The following is a 6,092-nucleotide window of genomic DNA, read 5'->3' on the forward strand; positions in this document are numbered from 1 at the left end:
GAACACCGACGAATCCGGCGCCGGCGCAAGCTCCGGCTGAAAGCTGCCCTGCTTGGGCGCTCCAGGGGCGGACAGACCAGCAAGATCCATTGCGCTGGCGACCGAAAGTGTCGTCCGCTGGTGTTCGTGCTGACCGAGGGGCAGGCCGCGGACAGCCCGCAGTTCATCCCCGTGCTGGAGAAGGTACGGGTCCGCGGGCCCGTCGGCCGTCCCCGCACCCTGCCGGACGCGGTCGCCGGGGACAAGGCCTACTCGTCCCGCGGCAACCGTGCCCACCTGCGTAAACGCCGCATCAAGGCGGTCATCCCGGAGAAGAAGGACCAGGCCGCCAACCGGAAGAAGAAGGGCAGCAAGGGCGGCCGGCCCGTCAGCTACGACGCTGGGCTCTACAAGGAGCGGAACACCGTCGAGCGCCTGATCAACAAGCTGAAGGCCTGGCGAGGCATCGCGACCCGGTATGACAAGAGCCCGGAAAGCTACCTCGCCGGCCTTCACCTCCGCGCCTCGATGATCTGGATCAATGATCTCCTGCCGGCCACTGATTGATCACAACATCACACAGACCCTAGCTGGGCAGCGGCGCGAGCGGCGCTGCGTACTGTGGCGCATCGTCCTGTCTGGCGGACAGGCGGCCCCGGCCCGGCTCGAAGGCCCCTCGCTCGGCTTGGCCTTCGCGTTGGGCCTGCGCGAGCTGCTGCGCCGCCCGCGGGCCGGACGGCCCGGCGTTGCCGGGCTGCGTGGGCTCGTCCGCGGGCTGCGGCCCCGGACAGCGGTCACCGGTGCGCTTGACGGGAGCGAATATCTCGTCAGGATCGGTGACCTGGAGGCCAAATTGCTGGCCGCCCGCCGCGACGGTCTTCGCCTCGTGGTGCCCGAGGCGAACCGGCTCGACGTCGCCAAGGCGCCCAAACCCGGCGACATCAGGTTCGCCCGGACGCTGCGTCAGGCCGACCGGCACGCGCGAAGGTACCGCACCGGTCGCCTCGCGGTCGCACTGGCCCTGGTCATCGTCGGCGGCGCCGGTGCGGGCGTAGCAGTCGACGAGCACGACAACAGCGTCCGCCAGCACGCCAACGCCCAGTCACGGCAGCTGGCCGCGCAGGCGGCCCTGCTCGACCAGTCCCAACCAGACCTCGCCAAGCAGATACGAATCGCGGCGTACCGCACGGCTCCGCCGGGGCCGGGGCCAAGGGCGAGCGCTTCTACGACTGGGCCCAGGTCGACATCGACGGCCCGGACGGCCGGCCGGGGCACTGGTGGCTGCTGGTCCGCCGAAACCGCCGAAGCGGCGAACTCGCCTTCTGCCGCTGCTTCTCGCCCACCCAGGTGCCGCTGTTGGACCTGGTGCGGGTAGCGGGGCGGCGCTGGACGGTGGAGGAGACCTTCCAGTCCGGCAAGGGCCTGGCCGGGCTGGACGAGCATCAGGTCCGCCGCTGGACCTCCTGGCACCGCTGGGTCACCCTCGCGATGCTCGCCCACGCCTTCCTGGTCGTCACCGCCGCCCTCGAACGCCCGGAGCAGACGCCCGCCGACGACGGGACCAGCCCCGACGGACTGATCCCACTCACCTGCAACGAGCTCCAACGACTGTTCACCGGCCTGGTCGTCCGGCCCGCCCGCGACGCGGCCCACCTGCTTCGCTGGTCCACCTGGCGCCGACGCCACCAGGCCCGAGCCCGCCGCAGCCACTACCGCCGCCAGGCCGCCCTCCATCCATGAAGATCACGATCTACGGCTGGAGTACTAACCGATCAAGACTTTGTGACCGGCGCTGGGCCGGGCCGTTCTGCAAGCCCAGGCGTCGGCTCGCGGCGACCTACCACGAGGCCTCGGCCTGAGCCAATCCGATGTTCGCACCGATAGTGCTCCGCGTTGGACTTGTTCGAGAGCCCGTCGTGGAGGAGCGATGCAGCCGCAGTTCATGGACGTCAAGCAAACGGCCGAGTATCTGAACATGTCGGTTCCGTGGGTGTACCGGGAGGCGCCCAGGTTGGGACTGCTTCCTTATAAGTTCGGGTGTGGACCGAACGCGAAGTTGCAGTTCAAGGTGAGTGAGCTCCAGGCGTGGGTGAGGCAGCAGCGCATGTCCGCTGAGTGACCTGGCAGCGACGGGGGAGGGCCTGCCCACCGGGCAGGCCCTCCCTATGTGTTCAGGCAGCCAGGCCGAGGTCGAGGACCTCGGCGGCACGGCCGATGGAGCCGGGCATGAGGTGGCGGTAGATCTTGAACGTGACGTCGATGCTCCTGTGGCCCATCCACTCTGCGACATCGGTGATCGGGATGTTGTGGCTGAGGCAGTTCGACGCGAAGAAGTGACGGAGACCGTAGAGCGTCATGCCCTTGGGGATGTCGACGCCGTCGGCCTGCTTGACGACGCGCTGCCAGAGGTTGTTCAGGATGTGGTGTGGGAAGGGCTTGCGGAGGTCCCGGGGGTGGCGGAGAAGGAAGCCGCCGACGGTGCCGTACTTGTCGGCGTACCACTCGATGGAGTGCCTCACACGGGCCGGTAGCGGGACGTCGCGGTACTCGCCCTTCTTGCGGTGCTTGAGCGGGGCGTAGTCCTTGGTGATCTGGTTGACCTGTTCGGTGACACGGTAGACGTCATCGGCGACGATGTTGTTGACGTTGACCGCGGCGGCCTCGCCGTTGCGCAGACCGCAGCCGCTCATGAGGTCGGCGATGAGGAGGAAGGCGTCGTCGCCGGCGGTGCGTATTCCCTGGAGCAGGGCGCGGGAGGGGATGACGGCTCGCTTCGGGTCGTACTGGGGCGGCGTGACGCCGTCGAGCGGACTCTCGTCGTAGAGGCCAAGGCGGTGGGCGTCGAGCAGGATCGACTTGAGCTTGTCGAAGGCGTTGGACTGGGTAGCCAGGCCGACGCCGTTTCGTTCCATGGTCTGGATGAAGGCATCGACGACCTTGTGGTCGAAGGTGCCCATCCGACGGCTCCGGAACGCGGGGTAGATGTGATGTTCGAGGAGCGAGTCAAGTTGGCGGAGCGAGGCGGCGCGGAGGTGCCGCTGGCTGGCCTTCCACTCCTCGACGTAGGGCTCGAACTGCATGGGGCCGTACTTCTGAATCCGTTCCGCCTTGCGCTGGCTCTGCGGGGCGTTCTTCCTCGCCTGGTAGACCTCGGCGAGCCTAGCCTTCGCCTTGTCCTGGGCGGCGAATCCGGCCTCCTCGGTCTGCCTCCCGGCCGCGTTGCGATAGCGGATCTTGTACTCGTGCGGGCACCTCGGCCACCGGCTCTCGGGGTGCTCGCACTCCTTGAAGAAGCTGCCCATGCCGCGGACGAGGTTGATGGTGGCCATGGTTGTCGACTCCCCGGCGTCTTGCTGACCTTTTGCTGACCCCGGATGGTCGATCAAGCCCCTGAGCTGGGAAGAAACGGCAGAACCGTGGTATGTGGTGGAACTTCATCGGGCGGTCTCACGAAGACATCACCCGAGCCCGCGAGGAATGGATGAGCTCTGCGAACTCCGACCGCTTCGGCGAGGTCCAGGGCTACCCGGGCGACCGCCTGCCCGCCCCCGAGCTCCCCGGCATCCCCCTGAAGCCCCGCGGAAACATGCGCTGACCTGCGCGTTAGGTGGTCGGCGGTGTGGTGGCCCGGGCCCCCACGCCGCCGACCAGAAGCCCCCTGCGCTCACCTCGAAGTGCCCCCATCGACACTCGCTTCCGCACTCGACGCATGACACGGTCCGACCACCCGCGACAGCGTCTGACAGGACCAATGCTGACCCAATGCTGACTTTACTGACGCTATGTCAGAACTAATCGGGGCACTCGAAACCGCGTGCTCGCCGACGCCGAGGAGGTCACCGCCACAGTCGCAGCCGTCCGCGGGGACACAGGGACCGGTGGGACACTGCCCGTGGTCCGGCTGTCCCAGCCTTCAGTCAGCGGGGCTCCGACATCACTGTCGGGAGGACGGGACCTGTGACTCCTCGCCCCGGCCTCCGGCCCAGTGATCAGAGTTAGCAGATACGGTCTACGGGCAGCCAAACAGTAGAAAGTCTCTCGAAGACTCCCCTGCCGCCTCTACTGAGCTGCCCCGCGTTTGATGGAGTCCGCGATCGTGTGATCAAGCGGCTTGCGGGTGTTGCTCCAGACTCGCCCAATACGCCTGTTCGTATTCGTCCGGCGGGACGTAGTCGAGGGCGGAGTGGAGGCGCTCACTGTTGTACCACGCCACCCACTGGAACACGGCCCGCTCGACCTGGTCGAAGTCCCGCCACGGCCCCTGGTGCTCGATCAACTCGGCCTTGAACGTGCCGTTCAGAGCCTCGGCCATGGCGTTGTCGTACGAGTCCGCGACGGAGCCGACCGACGCGGACGCGCCGACCTCGGCCAGTCGCTCCGTGTAGCGGATGGACACATATTGCGACCCCCTGTCGCCGTGGTGGATCAGGCCGGCGTCCTTCTTGATCTTCTGCCGCCACAGGGCCATCTCCAGCGCGTCCAGCGGCAGGTCGGTGCGCATGTGGCTCACGACCTGCCAGCCCACGACGCGGCGAGAGTAGGCGTCCGCGTCCTGCAGCTCGTGGCCCTCCATGCCGGTGTCGGGCACGGCGGGCGTGCCGCTCGGGGTCGGATAGTCTGTTGCGAAAATGGATCTTGAGTTGCAATGATCACGGTGTGGCGCGAGGGGATCTGACAGACCGACAGTGGGCTCGGCTGGAGCCGTTGCTGCCGGCGGGGAAGAAGCCGGGGAGGCCGCGGACGTGGACGCGTCGGCAACTGATCGACGGGATACGGTGGCGGACTCGGGCGGGCACACCATGGCGGGACATCCCCGAGCGATACGGCCCGTGGGACCGGATCTACGACCTGTCCCGCCGGTGGCAGCGCGAAGGCACGTGAAGCGGATCCTGGAACAACTGCAGGTCCAGGCCGACGCGCAGGGCCTGATCACCTGGGATGTGAGCGTGGACTCGACTGTCTGTCGCGCCCACCAGCACGCCGCCGGCGCGCGTAAAAAAGGGATCTTCAGCGCGAGCCGCCCGGCGGAATCGACACCGAGCCGGACGACCACGGGCTCGGACGATCCCGGGGCGGCCTGACCACGAAGATCCACCTTGCGACCGAACAGGGGCAGAAACCGCTCTCGTTGCTGATCACCGCCGGGCACTGGCACGACAGCCCACCCAGCCGGTCCTCGAACGCATCCGCGTCCCCCGCACCGGCCCCGGACGGCCACGCACCACACCCGACAGGGTCCGCGCCGACAAAGCCTACGGATCTCGCGCGAACCGCTCCCACCTGCGCAGACGCAGGATCGAGTGCACCATCCCGGAGAAGGCCGACCAGGTCCGAACCCGCAAGAAGCTCGGCTCCCATGGCGGGCGCCCGCCGAAGTTCGACAAGGACGACTACAAGGAGCGCCACGCGGTGGAGTGCGGAATCAATCGCCTCAAGCGCCATCGAGCTGCGGCCACGAGGTACGACAAGTTGGCCGTGCGCTACGAGGCAACGGTGCTGGTCGCAGCCATCAACGAGTGGCTGTGACCAGCACGGTCGCAACGCTCCTTAGTGGACGCAGAACTCGTTGCCGGCCGGGTCCTGCAGCACAGTCCAGGTGAGACCCGGAATGCTGTGCTCGCCAACGACGCTCGCACCCAGAGCGACCAGCCGCTCCACCTCCTCCGCCAGACCCGTGCCGGGCACGGCAGCGAAGTCGACGTGTACACGGTTCTTGCCCCGCCGCTCTTCGGCCACACGCTGGAAACCCAGTGCCAACGGATGCGCCCTGACGATGACGAAGTCGCCGTGGTCCTGGGCGATCTCGCCTCCCAACGCAGTGGCCCACCACTGAGCCAACTCCTGTGGTTCCGCACAATCCATCGTGATCATTACTGCTGTCAGACTCATGATCGTCATCCTAAGCACGACCACCGACAGCCATCAGCACCAGCCGTTCGCAGACCTGCAGCCATCGACTGTCGACAAGTGCCTTTGACGCACTTGAGTAGCTGTGACCAGCACTTTCGCAACAGGCCCTAGCTTGTTCTTTAACCACCGAGCTCGAACGGGCCGTCGAACTTGATCACTCGTTCCGGTAACTGTCGTACGTAGAAGCGGCCTTCGTCTGATCC

6 protein-coding genes and 3 pseudogenes are annotated in these 6,092 nt (G+C 67.1%); 5 read left to right on the top strand and 4 right to left on the bottom strand.

Annotated elements, in window-relative coordinates; translation table 11 throughout:
* On the top strand, positions 1-546 hold a 546-nt coding region (locus ACZ3UD_RS37360), incomplete at its 5' end, for an IS5 family transposase (protein WP_465598473.1).
* Between the two features lie 19 nt (positions 547-565).
* Here the strand turns inward: ACZ3UD_RS37360 and ACZ3UD_RS37365 are convergent.
* Positions 566-1,048 carry a hypothetical protein gene (locus ACZ3UD_RS37365; protein ID WP_465598476.1) on the bottom strand — a complete coding sequence of 161 codons (483 nt, stop codon included), beginning with the start codon at positions 1,046-1,048 and terminating at the stop codon, positions 566-568.
* A gap of 122 nt (positions 1,049-1,170) precedes the next feature.
* Between ACZ3UD_RS37365 and ACZ3UD_RS37370 the strand changes: the two are divergent.
* Together ACZ3UD_RS37370 and ACZ3UD_RS37375 are read left to right on the top strand one after the other, a co-directional pair.
* Positions 1,171-1,719 (top strand): annotated as a pseudogene (locus ACZ3UD_RS37370) (IS701 family transposase); the annotation flags it as partial.
* Between the two features lie 202 nt (positions 1,720-1,921).
* On the top strand, positions 1,922-2,098 hold the full coding sequence (locus ACZ3UD_RS37375; RefSeq protein ID WP_465598488.1) for a helix-turn-helix domain-containing protein: 177 nt from the start codon (positions 1,922-1,924) through the stop codon (positions 2,096-2,098).
* A gap of 52 nt (positions 2,099-2,150) precedes the next feature.
* Here ACZ3UD_RS37375 and ACZ3UD_RS37380 read toward each other — a convergent pair whose 3' ends face one another.
* Entirely contained in the window at positions 2,151-3,308 is a 1,158-nt protein-coding gene (locus ACZ3UD_RS37380; RefSeq protein WP_465598479.1) for a tyrosine-type recombinase/integrase, read from the bottom strand.
* Positions 3,309-3,400: 92 nt separating this feature from the next.
* Here ACZ3UD_RS37380 and ACZ3UD_RS37385 point away from each other — a divergent pair.
* Positions 3,401-3,574 (top strand): annotated as a pseudogene (locus ACZ3UD_RS37385) (pirin family protein); the annotation flags it as partial.
* Positions 3,575-4,081: 507 nt separating this feature from the next.
* Here ACZ3UD_RS37385 and ACZ3UD_RS37390 read toward each other — a convergent pair.
* Positions 4,082-4,567, bottom strand: a complete 486-nt coding sequence (locus tag ACZ3UD_RS37390) for a transposase (protein ID WP_465598482.1) — start codon at positions 4,565-4,567, stop codon at positions 4,082-4,084.
* A 68-nt stretch (positions 4,568-4,635) separates the two neighbouring features.
* Between ACZ3UD_RS37390 and ACZ3UD_RS37395 the strand changes: the two are divergent.
* Positions 4,636-5,505 (top strand): annotated as a pseudogene (locus tag ACZ3UD_RS37395) (IS5 family transposase).
* Positions 5,506-5,526: 21 nt separating this feature from the next.
* Here ACZ3UD_RS37395 and ACZ3UD_RS37400 read toward each other — a convergent pair.
* Positions 5,527-5,868 (bottom strand): VOC family protein, encoded by a 342-nt coding sequence (locus ACZ3UD_RS37400; protein WP_465598485.1) that lies wholly within the window; start codon positions 5,866-5,868, stop codon positions 5,527-5,529.
* Positions 5,869-6,092 lie beyond the last annotated feature (224 nt).

It is taken from the genome of Kitasatospora sp. NPDC023118 (assembly GCF_055560875.1).

Coding starts and splice junctions, on each gene's coding strand:
- ACZ3UD_RS37375 (WP_465598488.1), top strand. CDS start 1,922: ATGGACGTCAAGCAAACGGCCGAGTATCTGAACATGTCGGTTCCGTGG.
- ACZ3UD_RS37380 (WP_465598479.1), bottom strand. CDS start 3,308: ATGGCCACCATCAACCTCGTCCGCGGCATGGGCAGCTTCTTCAAGGAG.
- ACZ3UD_RS37400 (WP_465598485.1), bottom strand. CDS start 5,868: ATGAGTCTGACAGCAGTAATGATCACGATGGATTGTGCGGAACCACAG.